This is a genomic window from Neobacillus sp. FW104-15D2, from assembly GCF_058790155.1.
In genome coordinates this window covers 12,866-31,157 of the sequence record NZ_JBYTCJ010000043.1, presented here as the reverse complement: position 1 = coordinate 31,157, position 18,292 = coordinate 12,866, and the positions used below count along the sequence as shown (strand labels likewise).

Genomic DNA, 18,292 nt, shown 5'->3' with positions numbered 1-18,292 from the left:
TGGTGAGCCATGAAGGATTCGAACCTTCGACCCTCTGATTAAAAGTCAGATGCTCTACCAACTGAGCTAATGGCTCACAATGGCTGGGCTAGCAGGGATCGAACCTACGAATGACGGAGTCAAAGTCCGTTGCCTTACCGCTTGGCTATAGCCCAATAAAAAAATGGCGGTCCCGACCGGGATCGAACCGGCGATCTCCTGCGTGACAGGCAGGCATGTTAACCGCTACACCACGGGACCATATTTTAAAATGTTAATTTGATGCTCTAAGATTTCGCTGTACTGTCTCTTCCTCTTCCAGGGGATTCATAGAAGTGGATGCGTCGAGACAACTCGCTGCTGGTTCACCGATGCTTCGCTCGTCGCTACACCACGGGACCATATTTTAAAATGTTAATTTAATGCTCTAAGATTACGCTATACTGTCTCTTCCTCTTCCAGAGTATCATAGAAGCTGGTGCATCGAGACAACTCGCTGCTGGTTCACCGATGCTTCGCTCGTCGCTACACTACGGGGGCCAAATTTTAAAATGTTAATTTAATGTCATATTTTTTTAAAGAACAGGAAATGAGATTGAGTCATTCCCCATCCTTGATGACCCCTACGGGATTCGAACCCGTGTTACCGCCGTGAAAGGGCGGTGTCTTAACCGCTTGACCAAGGGGCCGAAATAAAATTTTTACTACGGAGAAGGAGGGATTTGAACCCTCGCGCCGGTTACCCGACCTACACCCTTAGCAGGGGCGCCTCTTCAGCCTCTTGAGTACTTCCCCAAAAGTGGCTCCACAGGCAGGACTCGAACCTGCGACCGATCGGTTAACAGCCGATAGCTCTACCACTGAGCTACTGTGGAACAATTAAATTATAATTCCTTGTTTCGCTCGTCTCTACCACTGAGATACTGTGGTATAGGTTATAAAATAAAGCAATCTTTTAACCTAGCCGGACAAGCTGTTATCTTGTCGACTCTTTACATTATAATGACGTTGTATTGCAAAGTCAAGACGTTTTTAATAAAAAAATTGCCGAGAGAAATGCTCCTTATTGCACCTGCACTTCTCCGACTTTTACTAAACGTCCTCTGCATTTCCCACACACATAACGAGATGTATTTATTGATCTTTTTCTTTTATATTGAAGGCCGCAGCTTGAACATTTATAAAGAAGAATCTTTTTCGCAATTCTTCTTTTCGGTGCCTCAGGAAGTGAATTACAAAATCTCGGTGCCCCTGTCTTTTTTAAAAGTGCACGAAAATCAGCATCTCTATGCTTGTACCCTTTTCCCTCAAGATGAAGGTGGTAGTGGCAAAGCTCATGTTTTATAATGCCGATTAATTCTTCTTGTCCCAGCTGCTCCAAATACTTTCTGTTTATTTCAATGTTATGTGAGCGCAGAAGGTATCTTCCACCTGTTGACCGGAGCCTATTATTGAATATAGCCTTATGGCAGAAGGGTTTGCCAAAGTCAATTAATGATATCCTCTCCACTAAACCCTGAAGTTCTGTTTCTTCCATTAATTACCCTCACTTTATCCATGAACATGACAACCTATTATAGCATACATTGAAAATAACTTTTACGGATGACTTTTTCGGGAGGTTTAGTTATGCCGATATGGTTTCAAAACCAAATAAAAAGGGCCTTTTATGAAAAAGACCGTTATCAAATCAAGTTATTAAACCAATGCTGGTTCTTTTACCAAAAAAAGCACTGTTCCTGAGAACAGTGCTTAAAGTTTATTCTGAAGGAGGGAGCATGGTTAGGGCTACCCTTCCTTTTTTCATATCAACTGAGTCAACCCAAACCGTTACAATGTCGCCAACCGATACGACGTCCATTGGATGCTTGACAAATTGTTTTCTCAGCTTGGAAATGTGGACCATTCCGTCCTGTTTTACTCCGATATCTACAAACGCTCCAAAATCAACTACATTTCGAACTGTCCCCTGCAGTTCCATTCCCGGCTTAAGATCTTCAAGTTTAAGAACATCTTTTTTTAGAAGCGGGCGAGGGAGTTCGTCACGAGGATCACGTCCCGGTCTTACCAATGCGTCAATAATATCTTTTAATGTTAGCTCTCCTATATTTAACTCCGCTGATACGGCTTTTAAATCCAGCTTGCTTAATTCCTGTTGTAGTTCATCTGTTCCCAAAGCCTTTGTTGTAAAACCAAGATTCGCAAGAAGTTTTTTAACTTCATCATAGCTTTCAGGATGGATTCCTGTCCTGTCCAGAGGGTCTTTGCCATCCAGTACCCTCAAGAACCCTATAGCCTGTTCAAATGTTTTAGCGCCAAGACGGGGAACCTTCTTTAACTGCGCCCTGCTTGTAAACTTCCCTTCTTCTTCTCGTTTCTTAACAATATTATTTGCAGCTGTTTTATTAAGACCAGCAACATACTGCAGCAATGAGGAGGAAGCAGTATTTACATTTACACCTACCTGGTTAACCGCTGTCTCGACAACAAAGTGCAGCGATTCAGATAGTTTTTTTTGTGATACATCATGCTGGTATTGGCCAACACCCACTGATTTAGGATCTATTTTCACTAACTCTGCTAGGGGATCCTGTAAACGACGTGCGATTGAAACCGCACTTCTTTCTTCAACATGAAAATCAGGAAACTCTTCTCTTGCCAGGTCGGAGGCGGAATAAACACTCGCACCAGCTTCATTGACAATCAGATAATAAATTTCATTTTTAGCTTCTTTAAGAATGTCAGCAATAAACTGTTCTGTTTCCCTTGAAGCAGTACCGTTCCCGATCGCCACCATTTCGACGGCGTATTCCTTTAAAATGTTTACGATTTTTTCTTTTGCCTCTTTTGGTTTATTCACAGGCGGATGCGGATAAATGACACCGATATTTAATACTTTTCCTGTATCATCTACAACAGCCAGCTTACACCCAGTACGATAGGCCGGGTCAACTCCAAGAACAACCTTTCCTTTTAACGGAGGCTGCAAAAGAAGATTTTTAAGATTTTCGGAGAATATATGGATTGCTTGTTCTTCCCCTTTTTCTGTAAGCTCTGTACGTATTTCCCTTTCAATTGATGGCTGAATGAGCCTTTTATAAGCATCCTCGATAGCCTCTCGGATAATCCACGCCGAAGTGGAGCGGTCGTTTTTTATCCATTTCCTTGAAAGATAATTAACCATGGTATCAGCGTTTACTTTAATGCCTGCCCTTAGAATTTCTTCTTTCTCCCCACGGTTAACTGCAAGAATCCTATGTGGAACAATTTTGCTTACCGGTTCCTCGTACTCATAGTACATTTCATATATTTTCTTCTCGTCTTTTTCAGCATCTTTTACTGATGATACTAGCATTCCGGACTTAAATGTCTCTCTCCTGATCCACTTACGGCTTTCAGCGTCATCGGATACCACTTCTGCTATAATATCCTTTGCACCTGAAATCGCATTTTCTGCTGTAACAACCTCTTTTTCCTCAGAGATATATTTTTCAGCCTCAGTATTTACATCCCCAGAAGGGCTAGCTAAAAGCCAGTCCGCAAGAGGCTCAAGCCCTCTCTCCTTGGCAATCGTTGCTTTTGTGCGCCTTTTTTGCTTATAGGGGCGATATAAATCCTCCACCTCCTGAAGCTTGGCCGCATTTTTGATTTTCTCGCTTAGTTCGACCGAAAGTTTCCCCTGCTCCTCAATAATTCGAAGAACTTCGCTTTTCCTCTGTTCAAGGTTTTGTATGTACTGCCATCGCTCCTGAATATTTCTAATTTGGACTTCATCCAGGGCACCGGTTTGTTCCTTCCTGTATCGGGCAATAAACGGTACTGTATTTCCATCTGACAATAAAGAAATAACACTATTAACTTGTTTATAAGTAAATGATTGCTCTTCAGCGATTCTTTTTAAAAGTTGTTCGTTTTTATCCAGAACGTCTTTCACTTAACCATCCTCCATTAAATCCTTCTCTGGTTATTATTGTATCAAATACCACGCACTGTTTCATTATCGGTCAATTTCATAAAAAGAAAAACGGTACTTTTGGCCATCTTTTATATAAGCCGCTGTTTAATTATAATGCCGCTTTTGGTCTTTCATCCTATTACAGTCGCTTAAAAACAACGGTAATGGTTAACAGACCAAAAAGCAAAAAAGCCTACCCTTTTCAGAGTAAGCTTCCCACTAGGAAAGTTGCATCGTCATTGGACTTTGCATGGTTTGCAATAATTTCTTCGGCAATCATCTTTACCGGAAATAACCCTTTAAGCAACGACTTGATGCCTTGAAAATCGTATCCATCGGAAAAAATAAGGAATTTAGAATGAGGATCGAAGGAAAAACGCTGTGTATGATACGTCTGCGGTTTCCCCGATAGATATCCCGTAACGGGCAGAGGATAGGTCAGCTTCCCCTTTGATGAATAAAGGAAAAAACGGATATTGCCCACACAGCTGTAAACAAACTCCCTTGCATGGAAATAGACTTTGAAAACCGACACAGCTGCCCCTCTCTTATGCAGAAGAACCTCATTACAGTGTTTCATTATCGTGTCCACATCTTCGTGGTGATATTTTTCAACCGCCTCAACGCAAGCGTGGGATGCCTCGTAGGCATATTGCCCACTGCCTAGCCCATCCGCGAGGACACAGACAAAATAGTCATCTGTTGCTACAAAATAATAGCTGTCCCCGCAAAAGGCTTTGCCTTCCTTAGCCGTCTGGTATGCGTAGACTTCGATATTATCATTGACTAAATGGTTCATGAAAGGCACTCCGAATTATTTGCCTCTGAATGGATTGCTTCCTGCAGCTTTTTAATAGCCCTGCGCTGCAATCGGGAAACATGCATTTGAGAAATTCCAAGTTTATCTCCGGCATCCTTTTGGCTCATGTTTTCCAGGTAAGTATACTGAATGATTTTCTTTTCCCGTTCTGAAAGTACATGAAGAACCTTTTCAAGGACAAGCCTTTGGTTAGTTTTTTCGTAACCTTCATCTACACTGCCGACAATGTCTAGCAGAGTAACGGTTCCACCATCTGAATCAGCTTCAATAGAGTGGTCAACTGAAAGCGCCTGATAGCTTTTACCCATTTCCATCGCTTCGAGCACTTCTTCTTCAGATACATCAAGCATTTCAGCTATTTCATCCACCCTTGGTGAACGATGAAGCTTGGTTGTTAATTCTTCAACTGTCGTTTTAATTTTGGGTCCTAATTCTTTAATGCGCCGAGGCACATGCACACTCCATGTTTTATCTCGTAAAAATCTTTTAATTTCACCGATAATCGTCGGCACGGCAAAAGCCTCAAAGCTTTTTCCAAACGATTCATCATAGCGGCGAATGGCCCCCAGCAGTCCAATCATCCCAACCTGGAAAATATCCTCATGAAACGAGCGGCCCTTTGAATACTTGCGCGCAATGGTTTCTACGAGACTTTTATAATGGACGACGAGCTGGTCCTGCGCCGTTTCATCCTGGTGAAGCTGATATGCTTTGATTAGTTCGTTAACATCCTGTTTACCAGAGTTAGGTTGAGATTGTCTCGACATCGATCTCCACCTGCTCTCCTTCAAGGTATTTAGTCATAAAGACAGTTACGCCTTCCTTATGATGAATTCTAACCTCGTCCATTAATGTTTCTATCAAGTACAGCCCCAGACCTCCTTCACGAAGAAACTCCACGGAATCATTTTCGTCGTAAGGGCCAATACCTTGTCTAGCTGATTCAAAATCAAAACTCTTGCCGCTATCCGCTACCATCACTTCAAGGCGGTCTTTATATAATCCAAAACCGATCAGGACTTCGCCTGGCTCGTTATTCTTATAAGCATGCTGAACTGCATTGGTACAAGCTTCGCTTGTAGCAATCTTTAAGTCCTCCAAGTCATCATAAGAAAATCCCATTCTGCTGGCAATACCAGAAAGGGTTAGACGAACCACACCCACAAACTCGGGCTTTGCCGGTATCTTCATTTCAATATAGTCAAACGTTTGATTCATTGCACTCCACCCTCTATCTGGCTTTTGATATCTATGATATCCGCCAGTCCAGTTATTTCAAAAAGTCTTTTTAGGCGGTCCGACAATCCGACCAAACGGAATTCTCCATTATTGGAACGAACAGATTTAAACACACCTACGATAACACCAAGTCCGGTACTATCCATATATGAAACCTCTGTAAGGTCAATTTCCATTTTGACATTTTCTTTTTCAGATAACGGGAAAATGGACTCGCGAAGCTTCGGCGCTGTATAAGCATCCACCTCTCCGCTTACAGTTACTGCTAATACTGAATCTTTTTCTGTTACATCTATTTTAATATTCATTATGACCCACCTCTTTATTAATCAATTGCTCTCTCATTCGTTTACCCTCTTTCAGTGGTGATTAAACATTTCTTCGAATAATGATTAACGTAAAGTCATCACGCAATTGAAAATGTTGAAGCCTTTCTAGATCTTTATAAATATTATTTACTATTTCCTGTGCGCTTAAATGAATGTATTTTCGAATATAGCCAATCAATTCCTCTTTTTCGAGAAAACCTTCTTCTGTCCTGCATTCCGTTACTCCATCAGACATTAAAATAATCATATCCCCAGGCAGGACTTCTTTTTCAAACTGCAGGTACTTGGTTTTCTTATCAATCCCCAATAGCAGTCCTCTGGCTTCAAGCTCTGAAAATTCCTCTGTTTCCTTCTGAAAGAAAAATCCAGGTTCATGTCCTGCAGATGAATAATAAATAGTATGATTTTCAGGGTTATACATGCCGTAAAACATAGTAATAAACATGCTTGGGTCCACGTTCTGCTCCACAACCCGGTTTAGGCTTTCAAGGACTAGATTAGGAGCATTTCGGTTTTCTGGCAGGCTATCCATTGCATACTTGATCATCGACATGCAAAGGGCAGCTGGAATTCCTTTCCCGATAACGTCCGCTATAGCTACATTTATACAGTTATTTTCATCGACTACAAAGTGAAAGTAATCCCCGTTCATATGTCTTGCAGGAACACTTAATGCACCGATATCTAATCCTTCCACATCCGGAATAGATGTTCCAAGAAGTGTCTGCTGTACATTTGCTGCTATTTCCATTTCTGTCCGCAGTTCCATCTGTTTATTCCTGAGGCTTTGGTGTTCCCTATAGGCAACGCCATAGCCCATCATAACCTCAAGTAATATGTCGAAAGAATGCAAGACACTCTCGGGAACTTCTGGATAAAGATTGAGGAGCAAGCTTTTATGGAGGCTAACAATTTCTTCTGGAGAAATTTTCTGTTCGAGGGTATGCCTGCTGAACAATTGCCCCTGATATAAAGATTGTTCCGATTGGTTTTTTAAATAATTTATTAAAATTTCCCGATACTCCTGTTCCATTTTTTCCCGAAAATCCATAATCCCCCTCCTAACGGAGCCACTTGGTCGCAATTATATCTGTCCCGCTTCCAGGTGATGAATCAATATCAAACTCATCCATCAATCTTTTAACTCCGGGCAGTCCGGCTCCAAGGCCGCCCGATGTTGAGAAGCCATCCTCCATTACTTGACGAATATCATTAATGCCGGGGCCATTATCAGCAGCAATTATTTTCAATCCTGCTTTTCCGCCATCATATATCTTTTCGATACATATTTGCCCCTGTCCAGCATAAAGGTAGATGTTTCTGGCAAGTTCGCTAATCGCGGTTGTAATTCTCGCCTGGTCGACCGTGCCAAAACCAAGCTCTTTTGCGACGTTTCGCCCCAGCTGACGGGCCGCAACGATGTCCCATTCATTCAAAATTTTCACGCAGGATTGGTTCCCCATAAACTTAATCCCCCAATTCCTGTTGTAATTTCTCCAAACCTTTTTCTAGATCTAAGGCGGTGAGGACATCTTCCAACCCAATTCCCAATTCAATCAGCGTAATGGCGACGGCAGGCTGAATTCCTGTAATAACAACTTTAGCACCCATTAGTTTAGACATGCTAATAACATCGCCCAAAACCTTAGCGATGAAGGAGTCAATAAAGTCAATTGAAGTAATATCAATCACCACACCATTAGCACTTGTTTCGTGAATTTTATGGAGCAGGTCCTCCTGGAATTGAAGGGCGGTTTGGTCATCCAATTCCCATTGAATAGATACTAATAAACAATCATGCAGTTTCAAAATAGGTATTCTCAATTTGCTCCCTCCACATTGACAATTTTACAATTTGTCATTTCAAGCGCCGCTTCTATCCCTTTTTTCAGCGTGTTTTTTGTCGTAAATTGGTTCAGGTTAATCCCTAAATTTACAATTGTCTGAGCAATCTCAGGTCGAATGCCGCAAAGCATACATTTTGCTCCTACCAGCCGGACGGCCTCCGCTGCCTGAATAATATGGTGTGCCACCATCGTATCGACGACAGGCACTCCTGTTATATCTATTAAAACCACTTCAGATCTATGCTTTACGACTCCTGTCAGCAGATTTTCCATGATTTGTTTTGCACGTTCCGTATCAATGGTACCCACTAAAGGCATAACCGTTATTCCGTCAAACACAGGAATAAGAGGTGCGGAAAGTTCTTGTAATGCTATTTTTTGCAGAGAAACAGTTCTCTCCCAAGTTCGGGAATAGTTATCAACTACTTCGTTTTGAAGAGGACTAAGCCAGCGGTCAAATGCATATATAACTTCCATCTGGTTTCCCTCATGAACTGTGCCTAGCTGGAGCATACCTTCCCATAAAATCTTGCTAAAGGTTTGCAAGCCTTCGATAACGAAGTGTAATGGCCAGCCAAGTCTGACAACCTTTTCGGCAAAATCAGTCAAACGGTTATTAAATTCTTCCTTTGACTCTTTCAAGTTCGAAATCATTAATTCAACAAACTCACCGCTTGTCCTTTCAAACATTACATCCGATACAAGCCTTAAGGCACGCTCGTCAGTCTGGCCACCCATCCTTGCCATCCATTCGGACTTTATTTCATTTTTCCTCGGCCCAATATACTCTAAAATCAGATTCTCCATTCCTTCCTCCCCATACTTAAAAAATTAACCTGTCCGCCATGTTGCCAACCAGAAAAGTTCATTCATTTATCTTCTTATATCTATCATTAAATGATATCTATATTATACAGTCAATAAAAAGTAATCGCCCACTTTACACTACGACTTTCTTTTTTACCCTCTTGCTGTAACCACTAAACCTCCTCTTATTATTTTTTTAAATATTTTTTTTATGAATTTATTTTTTGATCAAAAAAGCGGAAACTTCGGTTTGCAGAAATCAGTCCCTCTTTATTAAATAAAAAAAGGGCAAGCCAATCGGCCTGCCACTAAAAGAATATGAGGTATTCGGATTATGTATAAAAAAACGCCCTTTAACAAGAGCGTGCTTTTATGTTAAAACTCGATGAGACCTAAGCTTATTTGCAAGGCTTCATCCACTTTTTCCATCATTTCGTCATCGAGATGGGTAATTTTATCGGTTAGGCGCTGCTTATCAATTGTACGAATTTGTTCTAATAATATGACAGAGTCTCGTTCAAAACCATATCGTTTCGCATCAATTTCAACATGAGTCGGCAGCTTAGCTTTTTGTATTTGAGCGGTAATAGCTGCAACAATTACTGTGGGACTAAACCGATTCCCGATGTCGTTTTGGATGACAAGAACAGGACGGACGCCGCCTTGTTCAGAACCAACAACTGGGGATAGGTCTGCAAAATAAACGTCGCCACGTTTGACAATCAAGGGATTATCCTCCGCTGACTAAACGTTCTACAGTATGTTCTGCCTCATATTCTGCCAGGAATGCTTCTGATGCAATAGTCAAATTAATTTTTGACATTTCCAGATAACCGCGTCTCATGGCTTCGCGAATTTGTCTTTTTTTACGTTCGCGTAAATACATTTTTGTAGCCTGATAAATAAATTCACTACGATTTACATTTTCCTGCTTAACAAAACCATCTAATTCGGTTAAAAGATGTTGCGGTAATTTAACTAAGATCTCCGTTGTTGCGCCTGTTTCGGACACAAACATACACCTCCACCATCACTACACACCATTTTTCCTCGAATAGCCTGCTAAAGGCAATTGAGTGATTTATTTACATTCTCTAATTTCTCTCTACCATTTTTAATAATAACATTATTCAAGCCCAATGCAAAGACCATTAAGCACAATTCTTTTGTATTATCAGCAAAAAAAATATACTTTTATACATGGAAACTTTTATTCCCATTCATTTTGAAGCAGATAGTTCTTTAAATTCACTATATTTCCACCTTGTTTATAAACTCTTGGCACCCTGCTCGCTATGATGCAGGGAACTTCATAATTAATGGTTTCAAGCTTTTGGGCAATCTCATTAACAGATATAAATTGGCTGTCCTGCTTACCGATAAGAGTGACCGTAGTTCCGACGGGAACTTCCCGTGGAAGCCTAATCATACATTGATCCATGCAGATTCTTCCAACAATTGGGGCACGCTCTCCCTGGACAATAACCTCTTGCCCCTGCAGCCTTCGGATCCAGCCATCTGCATAACCGATGGGAATGGTCCCAATCCATTCCTCCCCCGGTGCTTCATAAGTTGCACCATAGCTAACCTTATCGCCTTTATCCACCTTTTTAACATGAACAAGGCGGGAGCGGAGCGAAAAGGCCTCTTTCAACGGAAAAGGAAGAATATTCTCCATCTCCGGTGATGGCGTCAAACCGTACATCGCAATTCCAACCCGGACCGCATTAAATAGAGCCTCCGGAAAGCGCAGCATCGCGGCACTATTGCTGCAATGAATTAAACGAGGGAGGTTTCTCATGGCGCCAAGCATGTTTTTAAAATCTGCAAGCTGCTGATGAAAATAATCTGTGTCGAGTTCATCCGCTGTAGCAAAATGGGTGAAAATTCCTTCGAAATCAAATATCTCCTCCATTAAAAGATATTCTTCAATCGATTGAAGCTCTTCCGTACTGCGGATCCCGATTCTTCCCATACCTGTATCAAGCTTTAGATGAACGGTTAGTCTATGGCCCGCTTCAAGATGATTTTTTGCTTCACGCAGCCATTCCTTTTGAAAAACAGTAAGAGTAATTTTATGTTCAGCTGCGACTTGGGCATCCTGCGGTCGTGTAGCACCTAGCACTAAAATAGGATTAGAAATACCCTTTTTTCTTAAAGCCAGTGCTTCATCCATAAACGCAACGGCTAAAATTTCTGCCCCTGCCTCAAGTGCTGCTTCTGCAGTCTGCACATCCCCATGGCCATAGGCATTCGCTTTTACAACAGCGATAACCTTAACTTGTTCAGGAATCAATTTTTTGATCGATCTAATATTTTCAGCAATGCTGTCTAAATCAATCTCTGCCCAGGTATCCCGATAGAATGATAATTGTTCTTCCATTTTTGTCACTTCCTATTTTGCCTCTATATCCAACTGCAATTAAGCCCTCATTCAAGACTACAAAAACAGTTCAAATCATACTTTCAATATTTCGATTATCAAACTCTACCGCACCAATGTCAAATATATAACTGGTGGAAGAGCCAAGTTCGTATCCATCTGAAATAAAAATACATTCTACTTTCCCCGCAAAAAGAAAACAGGCTCCTTTTAGGAACCTGTTAAAAAAAATCATTTTACCACGTCTCCCTGAACGGAACGGGCGAGAGTGGTTAACTCAGTCTTAGTTAATTTTTTGGAAGCAATCATATAATCAATTCCTTCCTGAGTCCAAGAAATGCTATGCCCTGAAATGGCACCAATCGTAAAGCCTAGGTCTACAGGCTCTCCGTTTACAACAGTTGAGGTGGCCGCAGCAGGCTTGGCAACAATCTTCTCCTGAACGAGAGTAAATGGCTTTTTACCTTTGTAAGTAAGGACAACCCTTTTCCCATCCTCCAGGGATACTTCTTTTTCTTCTAAAAGTTTGGATCCGGAAATAACGGCAGTTGGATATTTAACAGTAAATGCTTTATCCATCGTTTGAGCCATTGCTGGAAGATTTAGCTGTGCCCTTGTCATATTTTTCTTCATTTCAAAGTCATCTTTTTCAAAGCTTGCATTGAATTTTACATTTTTAAATTCCACTGTAACCAAAGGATTATGGTCATTATCCATTACTTTCACAGATGCTGGTGAAAGATCCTTTTTATTTAATTTAATTTCCTGAATTGGAAGCATCTTATTATTTTGATAGCGAGTTTTTGTCTCAAAAATATAAAATTCTTTCGATGATGAGAATTTAGCACTTTTATCCTGGATAATATCTTTAATCAATGATTCGTAGAGATATGCCTGACTGCTGTTTTGCGGCCAATCGCTTTGGAAGCGGAAGCTTTTATTGAGTGCAGGTGTTAAAACAAAGACTCCCTCATTATTTCTTAAAATCATCTGGCTTTGGTCCTTTTTGGCATTCATAAGGTTTACCCGGTAAAAAGCAGGATTTTTATGCCAGATTTCCACATTGTACACTTGAGGTGAAGTACCCATTTTAAGTGTCATTTTAGCATCCGCTTTATACCCAGATAAGTCTTCCATTTTACCGTTTAAATCCTTGACTACATCCTCCTGTGTTTTTGTTCCACAGGCAGCCAGTACAAAGACAGCCATAAGCCCGGCAAAAAGCAGCAATATCTTTTTTCTCATTCCTTCAACTCCCTTTGTCTCGTATTCAGCTTGAATGAGGAGAAAAAAGGCAGTATCCGTTTGATTCAACGTCCCTCCCCAAAGATGGGAAAAACGAATTGCCGGATCAAATGGCTAGTCAGCCTTGTCTCTCCTATTGCATTATGAATATATGAGACAACCTGGTTGAATATGCTTCACATTCTAATAGGAGTTGGGGAATTCTTATAAATCTGATTAAAAACTATTAGCTTTCTTCTTCGATAATCACCTGTGCAACAGCGTACTCTTTGCTGTGCGAAATGGAAAGGTGAGCCTTTACTTCCGGCTTAACTATAAACGGTTTCCCAAAGGCATCCGTGCCAATTTCGATATCCAAAAAGGATAAATCCTTTCCGATGCCTGTACCATTGGCCTTCGAAAAAGCTTCCTTTGCAGCAAATCGTCCAGCAAGAAATTCAATTTTTCTTTTCCCCCCAACGGCTTCAAAACGATTTTTTTCATTAGGAGTTAAGATGCGGTCTATAAATTTGATCTGTTTCTTCATTATTTCTTCTATTCTGGATAATTCAATAATATCAATTCCAATACCACGTATCATTTGGACATCTCCTTCTATTTTAGTCCGTTTTTCATATATATTAGTGTACAACTTCAGTATTCAGGCTATGATGATAAATAGAATCGTTCAGGAGGTCTCCCATGTTTACAAGAACTGAAAGCTTTCGGGATTTTATCCGATATTATCCGTCTGTATCTTTCATAGTATTTATTCATCTCTTATTATACCTTTTTACCGTTCTTCCTTTTCTCCCTAATTTCTGGTTTATCGAAACTTTATCCGGGGTCAATGTTTATATTGCTGAAGGGGAGTATTGGCGGCTTATAACCCCCATTTTTATGCACAGTGGATTTACTCATATGCTATTTAACAGCTTTTCTCTTATATTATTTGCACCTCCACTGGAAAAATGGCTTGGCAGTTTTAAATTCTTCCTGATTTATCTTTTATGTGGATTCCTTGCAAACGTGGGTACATATATCTTTGAACCCCTTTCCTATACTCATGTAGGTTCCAGTGGAGCCATTTTTGGTATTTTTGGCTTTTATGCTGCCCTCATTGTTTTTAAGAAGAACTTCATATCCGTAGATAACTCAAAAGTTATTCTAATTCTCTTGGCGATAAGCCTGGTCATGACCTTCCTGCAGCCCAATATCAATATAGCGGCTCACTTAAGCGGATTAGCTGCAGGCTTTTTAATTGGTTCCCTTGGCCATTTTAACCGTAATGCACTTACCCGTTCAGCTTCAGAAGCAGCTCGCTGGGCTTCCTCCAAAAGAAGGGATGTCTCCGGGCAGTCTCCTTTAAAGCTTCTTGTATGGGGGGCTATTATCCTTTTTGCCCTACTCGGAATTTTTATTCAAAAATAAGGACGTGTCATTTTTCACACGTCCTTTTTCTTTGTTTCTTTTTTAGCTGTGATAAAGAACATTGTTGATTTTTATCTATCTTAATTGTCGCGGAAGAATACGAGGCTCTAGCGGGAAAGGCGCCCTAACTGCCAGGGCGGAAAGCGAGTGTCTTCGTGACAGACAAAAGGCGGCCTGTCCCTCCGCTGATTCTTCTTAGAAGCATTCCTTTGTGGAGCGAAAATCAACATTCAAGCTTAACAGAGCTTTTTTAAAAAACTGCAACCATCTTATGAAGGACCAATCGGTTTAAAGAAACAGTCAAAGTTTTGAGAACAAGTTCATATAAGCAAAACTTTTTTATATCAGTTTAAAGCTCGATCCATCGATTTTTTCTATTCCCTCTTTACCTGCCAAGTCCTCCATCAGTTTAAATAAGGCTGCGTCCTTTTGTTTCGCTTCAATCATGCAGTGAATTTCCGGAACAGAACCCTTCACATTCTTAAGAAAATCAAGAAAAAAGTCTGGATTAATATAATCAGAATGGGCTCTGAATTCTTTTTCTGATCTCGGGCTGGAAATATGCATTTTAAGGGGGAGCTTGGAATTGTTCCAGGTTTCAACTACACGGCCCCAATCATCCTTCCAGTCAACGTTCTCATGGTTTGCTTTATGGTGGTGATAGTCAAACACCATCGGGACGCCCAGTTTTTCGCATAAATACAGGGTATCCTTTAGTGTAAAGGTAGTATCATCATTTTCAAGCATAACCATCCTTTGAAGTTCAGGTTTAATAAAGCCCCAATTATGAATGAATTGCTCTAATGCTTTTTCTTTATCGTTATACCCCCCGCCCACATGTAAAACGCACCGATGCTCAATATCAATCCCCATACCTTTTAGAAGGAATTCATGCATCCTTAGAGTTTTTAATGAGATTTTTAAAATGTCCGAGTCCGGGGAATTAAGGACCACAAAATGATCGGGATGAAAATCAATTCTTGAAGGATGTTCTGCAATATATTCAGCCATATGTAAAAGCGGTTCGCGAATCGCCTTCATAAAGTCCCAATCAGATAATTCATCATGGTTGGCAAGCGGAACAAGCCGGGAGCTTAAACGAAAAAAGTGAATTTCACTGGCATTATTATGCTTAAGCAAACGTATACAGTTTTCTATATTGCTGATAGCAATCCTTTCAAGTTTTTTTATTGCAGCTTCCCTATCCTTTAGCTTGCTGAATTGCGAAAAAGTCATCGTCTGTGACGGAGAGCAATTTTGAAGTTCCATACTCATTGCAACATAGCCAAGCCTAACAATCGTCATACAAGCACCTCTCTGTGTTTTTTATAATATCCCCAATCCAGAAAGGACTAATAACTCTTTATAAAAATGGGGTAATAAGAAAAGCGCAAGCGCCCGTTCAGCGAAGCAACTACCTGAACAAACTTCCTGTAACGGCTTCTCTGAATAAACGACATGCAGCTTTGCGACGAGCTGAACATAAGCTTCTTTGAAAAAGCTGTGGCGCAGGAGCACTTGAGTTCGATGTTGACTTATCGTAGGGAGAAGCGGGATGGACACTAGCTGCACCAAGTATCACCTAAAGGTCATACTTGATGCAAGATACTCAAGGAAGCTCTACAGAGATGAAAACTCGCTGGGCGCTGGAGCTAGACAATTTAAAAGGTAAAACTTTATGCTTTCTTAAACATTAAAAAAAAGAGTATGGGGACATCCCATACTCTTGAATATTAGTGGTTAAAGCTTCTTGGCTTTGATGAAGACTTTGCAGAACTACGCTTTTCACCAGATCTTGGCTTAAACGGAGCTTTCTTCCGGCGGTCGCGATCGCCGCCTCCACCGCTAGAACGGTTATCACCATAGCTTCTCTTTCGATCCTGAGGTTTACGGTCCCTTCGTTGAGCTTGAGGCTGTTCCTCTGTCAATCTAATAGGTGTAGTATCAGGTTCTTTTGTCAGCATTTTAAGAACTGCAGCAACAACTGTTTGGGCATCATTTTCCTCGAGAAGTTCCTGGGCAGCAGCTTTATAATAATGCAGGTTGTTGGACTCAATGGTTGCTACAATTTTATCCACAACTGCCTTTTGCTGGCCTTCAAGTGCCTCATCTAGAGTTGGAGCATTCATTTTTTCCATCTTGCGTTTTGTAACTCTTTCAACGACTGAAAGATAAGACTTTTCTCTCGGTGTTATAAAGGTTAAGGCAACACCCGTTTTTCCAGCACGGCCAGTACGTCCAATACGGTGAACATAGCTTTCAGGATCCTGTGGAATATCGAAGTTATAAACATGTGTAACGCCAGAAATATCAAGTCCCCTTGCCGCAACGTCTGTTGCTACAAGTATATCGATATTGCCTTCTTTAAATTTACGAAGAACTGACATACGTTTTGCCTGGCTTAAGTCACCATGAATTCCCTCGGCAGTATATCCTCTGAGGTTTAAAGCTTCAGAAAGCTCATCAACCCGACGCTTTGTACGGCCAAAAATAATCGATAATTCAGGAGACTGAATATCAAGGAGCCTTGTTAGGACATCAAATTTATTTTTTTCCTGAACTTCAAGATAATATTGCTCAATGGAAGGAACAGTCATTTCCTTGGTCTTAACACGAACAATCTGTGGGTCCTTCATGAATCTCTCTGCCATTCTTTGGATTGGTCCAGGCATTGTTGCCGAGAATAGCAAGGTTTGGCGTTCTGTTGGAATCTGAGCTAGAATCGCTTCAATGTCTTCGATAAAGCCCATGTTCAGCATTTCATCTGCTTCATCCAAAATAGCAGTGTGAACCTGGTCAAGCTTAAGGGTTTTTCTGTTTATATGGTCAAGAACACGTCCTGGTGTACCGACAATGATATGTGGTGCTTTCTTCAATGAGCGGATTTGGCGCCCAATGTCCTGGCCTCCGTAGATCGGTAGTACGCGAACCTTTTTGCCGCTGCCGAGTTTATAAAGTTCCTCAGAAACCTGAATGGCAAGTTCACGGGTTGGGGCAATGATGATACCCTGTATCGCTTCTTTAGCAACATCAACCTTTTCTACCAATGGGATTCCAAATGCAGCTGTTTTTCCAGTACCTGTTTGCGCTTGTCCGATCAAATCCTTATTTGCAAGGCTCAATGGAATAGTTTCAGACTGGATAGGGGTTGCTTCCTCAAAACCCATTTTGAGGACTGCTTTCAAAGTAGCCTGGCTAAGGCCTAATTCTTGAAACTTTGTCAATGTTTTCATTCTCCTTCATTTATCTTACTATATATAGTTTAAGTTTTAAGTGCTGATCCAATAAATTAGACGCACGCAGCTTTACTCAAGCTGGAGGGCCTTCAATATCCGAGAATTTTCGGACGGTTATGCAGCAAATTAAAGCCGAAATTATACTAACCCATCTAATTTTAGCAAAAAAGACATTCTCTCAACTGAGTATGCCAGAGGTACGTTCTAGACACGTTGGGAATAATCTTAACACTTTTATTGATTTATTGCAATTAAGTGGTACTTCTGAAAAACACAGGAAAAGATTTTTCACTTTAAAAAACCAAGTACTTGTGAGAAAAGGGCATCTTTTTCATCACAGTGACAAATATGATGTTTTGAATTTCTAATATATGTGAGCTTCTTTTCTTTCGTCCCAATATTTTTATAAATATATTCTGCACTTTTTGGAGGTACAATGCCATCGCTTTCTCCCTGGGCAATGAGAGTGGGCACTTCCACCAATGGCAGCAGGGGCCTGGTAAAAGAAACTAGCCTGCGGAATTGCAGTGTGGCTTCTATTGGGGTCTGTGTTATTTTCCCTTTATATCGCAGAAATAATTCATTCTCAGTAATCTTTCCCTGGATGGCATCACGAAACATTTCTTTAAGATCAGCTGCAAGCTGCGGAGGATTAATATAGTAGGCTGCAGCGCTCAAAAGAACGAGTTTTTCGACAGGATATTTCCCTGCCAGATAACTGGCAATTAACCCGCCCATTGAAAAGCCTATTACATAAACACTCTCACAGGATAAAAGTAATTTTTTTATTTCATTTTCTGCGCATTCTATCCAATCTTGGTAACGAACCCCTTTCAATGAGAGGAATTCTCCGTGTCCAGGCAAAGTAGGCACAACAATTTCCCAGTCGGTCTTCCTTAATAAAAATTCTGAAAGAGGCTCTACTTCCCAGGGAGCCCCGGTAAATCCATGGATACACAAGCAGCCAATCATATTCAATCACCTGGCAATTCTTAGAAAGACTTCGCACTCGCCAAGTCTTCTTGGCGGATGCCCATGTTTT

Annotated in this window: 21 protein-coding genes and 6 tRNA genes; 2 read left to right on the top strand and 25 right to left on the bottom strand. The window is 40.9% G+C overall.

Translation table 11 applies throughout. The features are described 5' to 3' along the window. The 7 genes from AC3WR0_RS23685 to AC3WR0_RS23655 form a co-directional block, all read right to left on the bottom strand. Nucleotides 1-76 (bottom strand) — tRNA-Lys (locus AC3WR0_RS23685). Between the two features lie 4 nt (nucleotides 77-80). Next, a tRNA-Gln gene (locus AC3WR0_RS23680) sits at nucleotides 81-155 on the bottom strand. Between the two features lie 9 nt (nucleotides 156-164). Continuing rightward, nucleotides 165-240: transfer RNA gene (locus AC3WR0_RS23675), tRNA-Asp, on the bottom strand. Nucleotides 241-596: 356 nt separating this feature from the next. Beyond that, a tRNA-Glu gene (locus AC3WR0_RS23670) sits at nucleotides 597-668 on the bottom strand. A gap of 18 nt (nucleotides 669-686) precedes the next feature. After that, a tRNA-Ser gene (locus tag AC3WR0_RS23665) sits at nucleotides 687-774 on the bottom strand. A gap of 5 nt (nucleotides 775-779) precedes the next feature. Next, nucleotides 780-854 (bottom strand) — tRNA-Asn (locus AC3WR0_RS23660). Between the two features lie 188 nt (nucleotides 855-1,042). Next, nucleotides 1,043-1,516 (bottom strand): SprT family protein, encoded by a 474-nt coding sequence (locus AC3WR0_RS23655; protein WP_027323993.1) that lies wholly within the window; start codon nucleotides 1,514-1,516, stop codon nucleotides 1,043-1,045. Between the two features lie 92 nt (nucleotides 1,517-1,608). Between AC3WR0_RS23655 and cmpA the strand changes: the two genes are divergently transcribed. Continuing rightward, nucleotides 1,609-1,722 (top strand): cortex morphogenetic protein CmpA, encoded by a 114-nt coding sequence (gene cmpA, locus AC3WR0_RS23650; RefSeq protein WP_492554562.1) that lies wholly within the window; start codon nucleotides 1,609-1,611, stop codon nucleotides 1,720-1,722. Between the two features lie 16 nt (nucleotides 1,723-1,738). Here cmpA and AC3WR0_RS23645 read toward each other — a convergent pair whose 3' ends face one another. From AC3WR0_RS23645 to acpS, 15 genes are all read right to left on the bottom strand, one after another. Next, the gene (locus AC3WR0_RS23645; RefSeq protein ID WP_492554561.1) at nucleotides 1,739-3,913 is read right to left on the bottom strand and encodes a Tex family protein; all 2,175 of its coding nucleotides are present in this window, start codon (nucleotides 3,911-3,913) and stop codon (nucleotides 1,739-1,741) included. 223 nt (nucleotides 3,914-4,136) lie between these two features. Continuing rightward, nucleotides 4,137-4,733 (bottom strand): PP2C family serine/threonine-protein phosphatase, encoded by a 597-nt coding sequence (locus AC3WR0_RS23640; RefSeq protein WP_492554560.1) that lies wholly within the window; start codon nucleotides 4,731-4,733, stop codon nucleotides 4,137-4,139. Continuing rightward, nucleotides 4,730-5,521 carry an RNA polymerase sigma factor SigB gene (gene sigB, locus AC3WR0_RS23635; RefSeq protein ID WP_027323996.1) on the bottom strand — a complete coding sequence of 264 codons (792 nt, stop codon included), beginning with the start codon at nucleotides 5,519-5,521 and terminating at the stop codon, nucleotides 4,730-4,732. Before sigB ends, AC3WR0_RS23640 begins: the two co-directional genes overlap by 4 nt. Next, nucleotides 5,499-5,972: an anti-sigma B factor RsbW gene (gene rsbW, locus AC3WR0_RS23630; RefSeq protein WP_027323997.1), complete on the bottom strand. Its 474-nt coding sequence runs from the start codon at nucleotides 5,970-5,972 to the stop codon at nucleotides 5,499-5,501. The genes sigB and rsbW overlap by 23 nt, the downstream gene beginning before the upstream one ends. Next, nucleotides 5,969-6,301 (bottom strand): anti-sigma factor antagonist, encoded by a 333-nt coding sequence (locus AC3WR0_RS23625; RefSeq protein WP_027323998.1) that lies wholly within the window; start codon nucleotides 6,299-6,301, stop codon nucleotides 5,969-5,971. Before AC3WR0_RS23625 ends, rsbW begins: the two co-directional genes overlap by 4 nt. Before the next feature lie 61 nt (nucleotides 6,302-6,362). Then, the gene (locus tag AC3WR0_RS23620; RefSeq protein WP_027323999.1) at nucleotides 6,363-7,373 is read right to left on the bottom strand and encodes a PP2C family protein-serine/threonine phosphatase; all 1,011 of its coding nucleotides are present in this window, start codon (nucleotides 7,371-7,373) and stop codon (nucleotides 6,363-6,365) included. Nucleotides 7,374-7,383: 10 nt separating this feature from the next. Further along, a complete protein-coding gene (locus AC3WR0_RS23615) occupies nucleotides 7,384-7,785 on the bottom strand; it encodes an anti-sigma regulatory factor (RefSeq protein ID WP_027324000.1) in 402 nt (133 codons plus the stop codon). A gap of 4 nt (nucleotides 7,786-7,789) precedes the next feature. After that, entirely contained in the window at nucleotides 7,790-8,146 is a 357-nt protein-coding gene (locus AC3WR0_RS23610; RefSeq protein ID WP_027324001.1) for an STAS domain-containing protein, read from the bottom strand. Beyond that, complete coding sequence (locus tag AC3WR0_RS23605) at nucleotides 8,143-8,976, bottom strand: RsbT co-antagonist protein RsbRA (RefSeq protein WP_492554559.1); 834 nt, start codon at nucleotides 8,974-8,976, stop codon at nucleotides 8,143-8,145. The genes AC3WR0_RS23610 and AC3WR0_RS23605 overlap by 4 nt, the downstream gene beginning before the upstream one ends. Before the next feature lie 375 nt (nucleotides 8,977-9,351). Beyond that, the gene (gene ndoA, locus AC3WR0_RS23600) at nucleotides 9,352-9,702 is read right to left on the bottom strand and encodes a type II toxin-antitoxin system endoribonuclease NdoA (protein ID WP_009795787.1); all 351 of its coding nucleotides are present in this window, start codon (nucleotides 9,700-9,702) and stop codon (nucleotides 9,352-9,354) included. Nucleotides 9,703-9,706: 4 nt separating this feature from the next. Continuing rightward, nucleotides 9,707-9,988 carry a YlcI/YnfO family protein gene (locus AC3WR0_RS23595; protein WP_027324003.1) on the bottom strand — a complete coding sequence of 94 codons (282 nt, stop codon included), beginning with the start codon at nucleotides 9,986-9,988 and terminating at the stop codon, nucleotides 9,707-9,709. A 198-nt stretch (nucleotides 9,989-10,186) separates the two neighbouring features. Next, a complete protein-coding gene (alr, locus tag AC3WR0_RS23590; RefSeq protein WP_492554558.1) occupies nucleotides 10,187-11,359 on the bottom strand; it encodes an alanine racemase in 1,173 nt (390 codons plus the stop codon). 70 nt (nucleotides 11,360-11,429) lie between these two features. Next, nucleotides 11,430-11,594 carry a hypothetical protein gene (locus AC3WR0_RS23585; RefSeq protein WP_492554557.1) on the bottom strand — a complete coding sequence of 55 codons (165 nt, stop codon included), beginning with the start codon at nucleotides 11,592-11,594 and terminating at the stop codon, nucleotides 11,430-11,432. After that, the gene (locus AC3WR0_RS23580; protein ID WP_492554564.1) at nucleotides 11,591-12,604 is read right to left on the bottom strand and encodes a LolA family protein; all 1,014 of its coding nucleotides are present in this window, start codon (nucleotides 12,602-12,604) and stop codon (nucleotides 11,591-11,593) included. Before AC3WR0_RS23580 ends, AC3WR0_RS23585 begins: the two co-directional genes overlap by 4 nt. Nucleotides 12,605-12,830: 226 nt before the next feature. After that, on the bottom strand, nucleotides 12,831-13,184 hold the full coding sequence (acpS, locus tag AC3WR0_RS23575) for a holo-ACP synthase (protein ID WP_492554556.1): 354 nt from the start codon (nucleotides 13,182-13,184) through the stop codon (nucleotides 12,831-12,833). A 101-nt stretch (nucleotides 13,185-13,285) separates the two neighbouring features. Here acpS and AC3WR0_RS23570 point away from each other — a divergent pair, with 101 nt between their 5' ends. After that, on the top strand, nucleotides 13,286-14,014 hold the full coding sequence (locus AC3WR0_RS23570; protein ID WP_492554555.1) for a rhomboid family intramembrane serine protease: 729 nt from the start codon (nucleotides 13,286-13,288) through the stop codon (nucleotides 14,012-14,014). 339 nt (nucleotides 14,015-14,353) lie between these two features. Here AC3WR0_RS23570 and uvsE read toward each other — a convergent pair whose 3' ends face one another. From uvsE to AC3WR0_RS23555, 3 genes are all read right to left on the bottom strand, one after another. Beyond that, the gene (gene uvsE, locus AC3WR0_RS23565; protein WP_492554554.1) at nucleotides 14,354-15,319 is read right to left on the bottom strand and encodes a UV DNA damage repair endonuclease UvsE; all 966 of its coding nucleotides are present in this window, start codon (nucleotides 15,317-15,319) and stop codon (nucleotides 14,354-14,356) included. A gap of 428 nt (nucleotides 15,320-15,747) precedes the next feature. Beyond that, nucleotides 15,748-17,238, bottom strand: a complete 1,491-nt coding sequence (gene cshA, locus AC3WR0_RS23560) for a degradosome RNA helicase CshA (RefSeq protein WP_492554553.1) — start codon at nucleotides 17,236-17,238, stop codon at nucleotides 15,748-15,750. 300 nt (nucleotides 17,239-17,538) lie between these two features. Continuing rightward, the gene (locus tag AC3WR0_RS23555) at nucleotides 17,539-18,222 is read right to left on the bottom strand and encodes an alpha/beta hydrolase (RefSeq protein ID WP_492554552.1); all 684 of its coding nucleotides are present in this window, start codon (nucleotides 18,220-18,222) and stop codon (nucleotides 17,539-17,541) included. Nucleotides 18,223-18,292: the final 70 nt, after the last annotated feature.

Coding starts and splice junctions, on each gene's coding strand:
- AC3WR0_RS23655 (WP_027323993.1), bottom strand. CDS start 1,516: ATGGAAGAAACAGAACTTCAGGGTTTAGTGGAGAGGATATCATTAATT.
- cmpA (WP_492554562.1), top strand. CDS start 1,609: ATGCCGATATGGTTTCAAAACCAAATAAAAAGGGCCTTTTATGAAAAA.
- AC3WR0_RS23640 (WP_492554560.1), bottom strand. CDS start 4,733: ATGAACCATTTAGTCAATGATAATATCGAAGTCTACGCATACCAGACG.
- sigB (WP_027323996.1), bottom strand. CDS start 5,521: ATGTCGAGACAATCTCAACCTAACTCTGGTAAACAGGATGTTAACGAA.
- rsbW (WP_027323997.1), bottom strand. CDS start 5,972: ATGAATCAAACGTTTGACTATATTGAAATGAAGATACCGGCAAAGCCC.
- AC3WR0_RS23625 (WP_027323998.1), bottom strand. CDS start 6,301: ATGAATATTAAAATAGATGTAACAGAAAAAGATTCAGTATTAGCAGTA.
- AC3WR0_RS23620 (WP_027323999.1), bottom strand. CDS start 7,373: ATGGATTTTCGGGAAAAAATGGAACAGGAGTATCGGGAAATTTTAATA.
- AC3WR0_RS23615 (WP_027324000.1), bottom strand. CDS start 7,785: ATGGGGAACCAATCCTGCGTGAAAATTTTGAATGAATGGGACATCGTT.
- AC3WR0_RS23605 (WP_492554559.1), bottom strand. CDS start 8,976: ATGGAGAATCTGATTTTAGAGTATATTGGGCCGAGGAAAAATGAAATA.
- alr (WP_492554558.1), bottom strand. CDS start 11,359: ATGGAAGAACAATTATCATTCTATCGGGATACCTGGGCAGAGATTGAT.
- AC3WR0_RS23585 (WP_492554557.1), bottom strand. CDS start 11,594: ATGATTTTTTTTAACAGGTTCCTAAAAGGAGCCTGTTTTCTTTTTGCG.
- AC3WR0_RS23580 (WP_492554564.1), bottom strand. CDS start 12,604: ATGAGAAAAAAGATATTGCTGCTTTTTGCCGGGCTTATGGCTGTCTTT.
- acpS (WP_492554556.1), bottom strand. CDS start 13,184: ATGATACGTGGTATTGGAATTGATATTATTGAATTATCCAGAATAGAA.
- AC3WR0_RS23570 (WP_492554555.1), top strand. CDS start 13,286: ATGTTTACAAGAACTGAAAGCTTTCGGGATTTTATCCGATATTATCCG.
- uvsE (WP_492554554.1), bottom strand. CDS start 15,319: ATGACGATTGTTAGGCTTGGCTATGTTGCAATGAGTATGGAACTTCAA.
- AC3WR0_RS23555 (WP_492554552.1), bottom strand. CDS start 18,222: ATGATTGGCTGCTTGTGTATCCATGGATTTACCGGGGCTCCCTGGGAA.